The sequence below is a fragment of the Dyella sp. genome, from assembly GCF_035486915.1.
Lineage (GTDB): Bacteria > Pseudomonadota > Gammaproteobacteria > Xanthomonadales > Rhodanobacteraceae > Dyella_B.
In genome coordinates this window covers 1-2,172 of record NZ_DATHMR010000049.1, presented here as the reverse complement: position 1 = coordinate 2,172, position 2,172 = coordinate 1, and the positions used below count along the sequence as shown (strand labels likewise).

General features: G+C 62.2%; 3 protein-coding genes. All 3 read left to right on the top strand.

What is annotated here, in order from left to right; all coding sequences use genetic code 11:
- The coding region (locus VK725_RS04550; RefSeq protein ID WP_325316870.1) for a hypothetical protein at positions 1 to 654 on the top strand (654 nt) is incomplete at its 5' end.
- Positions 655 to 784: 130 nt separating this feature from the next.
- Positions 785 to 1,174, top strand: coding sequence for a BlaI/MecI/CopY family transcriptional regulator (locus tag VK725_RS04545; protein ID WP_325316869.1), 390 nt, complete (start codon positions 785 to 787; stop codon positions 1,172 to 1,174).
- On the top strand, positions 1,171 to 2,172 hold a 1,002-nt coding region (locus tag VK725_RS04540), incomplete at its 3' end, for a M56 family metallopeptidase (protein ID WP_325316868.1). The genes VK725_RS04545 and VK725_RS04540, both read left to right, overlap by 4 nt.

The window sequence follows — 2,172 nt, the reverse complement described above, 5'->3', positions numbered from 1 at the left end:
GTGCTGGGTGTCGTCGCCGTCGGCACGGGCTCCGACTTCGGAAGGACGATTGGACAGGGGGATCTGGAATCCGCGTGCGCGCGACTCGGAGGACGAAACACGCGTTCGATCGATGTCGGTATCGCGCAATTTACCGGCTATGACGGCAGCGCGACAACCCGGATTTTCATCAATGTCGCTTCATTTGGCTGTGGCGGACTGGTCGCGCATCTGGTGAGTCCCCGACTGAAAGCGGTGAGCGGCCAATTGGCCTTCACGCTCGCGACGCTGCGGGCGCTGGCGATTTACCGGGACCAGACTGTCACGCTGAAATTCGACGGCAATCCGCCACGCTCGCTCGCCATCACCAACTGTGCTGTCGCCAATGGCCGATTTTTCGGCGCCGGCATGCAGGTGGCGCCGGCCGCGCAACTCGATGACGGTGAACTCGACGTGACGATCTGGTCGGGGTTCCGGTTGCTGGATTTCATCCGCAAGCGGCATATGCTGTACGACGGCAGTCATGTGCGAGAGCCGGGCACGCAGGTCCTGCGGACCCGGCGCGCGATTGCGACCAGCGCATCGACGGTCCGACTGGAGCTCGACGGTGAAAGCGCAGGAACGCTGCCGGCGCAGCTGGACGTGCTGGCCGCTGCGGTGCGGCTGAAGGTGTAACCCTTCATCTCCCGCAGTGCCGCGATTCGAGACTCTCGATATTACTTAAGGTGTGCGTCGTTGCATCGATGGCCGCGATCTACGAAGATATTCGTTGCAACTACGAATCCATTCGTAGTAACCTCGCTTCATGGAAAAACCGTCGAGCCCGAAGCCCACTGTGATGGAACTGGCGATCCTGCGCGTCCTGTGGGACCGCGGGCCTGCCACCGTGCGAGACGTGCACGAGGTCCTGGATGGCCAGAAACCCACCGGCTACACGACGGTTTTGAAGCTGCTGCAAATTATGACGGCGAAGGGCATGGTGGTTCGCAATGAGGACGCGCGGGCCCATGTGTACGTGGCGCGGCAGCCGGCCGAAAGTACCAAGCGGCAGTTGGTGAGTGACTTGGTGCAACGCGCATTTGCGGGTTCGGCGAGCCAGTTGATGATGCACGCTCTGTCTGGAAAGAAAACGTCGCGCGCCGAAATCGAAGAGATTCGCCGCTTGTTGGACGAGCACGAGAGGAAAACCAAATGACTAATCCAGAAACGATACGAATCTTGGGCTGGTGTCTGCTCCACTTTGTCTGGCAAGGGGCCGTGCTGGCATTGGTTCTCTGCGCCTTGTTGTCGCGTCTGCGCAGCCCGCAAGCGCGTTACGTCAGCGCGGTGTGCACATTAGTCGCGATGATGCTGGTTCCCTTCGTCACGTTCGCAGTTTTGAAGCAGTCTCCGGAAACCGTCCAGCAGCTCTCGATCGGTGGTTTTACGGAGATCGGAAATGCCCTTGAGGCCGTGCAGCCGAACGCCGCACCGCCCCAGGCGTCGGCGGCGTTTTCGTTTGTCTCGCACACCCCCTCGATCGATTGGCTGAGCTATGGCGTGCTTGCCTGGTTCGCGGGTGTTTATATGTTCACGCTGCGCACCCTGGGCGGGTGGATGCTGTTGATGCGCCTGCGTCGGCAGCGCGCGGAGCCCATTGCCGGCGATCTACTGAGGACGTGTTTGGCGTTGCAGCAGCGACTGGGCGTATCTCGCGCGGTGCGTTACGTGTGCTCGAAAGTTGCCGAGTCCCCGGCGGTATTCGGCTGGTTGAGGCCGGTGGTGGTGCTGCCGCTTGCGGCGCTCGCCGGCTTGTCGGCCTGGCAAGTCGAGGCGCTCATTGCCCACGAGCTGGCGCACATCAAACGTTGGGATCTCTTGGTCAATGCTTTTCAAATTGCGACAGAAACCCTGCTGTTCTACCACCCTGCTGTGTGGTGGGTGAATCGGGTGATCCGCAACGAACGCGAACACTGCTGCGACGATGTTGCGGTAGCAGCGTGCGGCAATGCGCACGACTACGCCCGCGCGCTGGCGCAACTCGAGGAGTCGCGCTCGGCGTCGGTGTGGGCGATGGCCGCCAACGGCGGCGTGCTGAGCTCGCGCATTGCCCGGCTGCTCGGGCTCAAACGCGCGGCACGCAGCATGTCCGTGCCCGGCATGGCCATCATCGGCACCTTATGCGTCGGCGGAGTCCTGCTGGCCGGCACCACC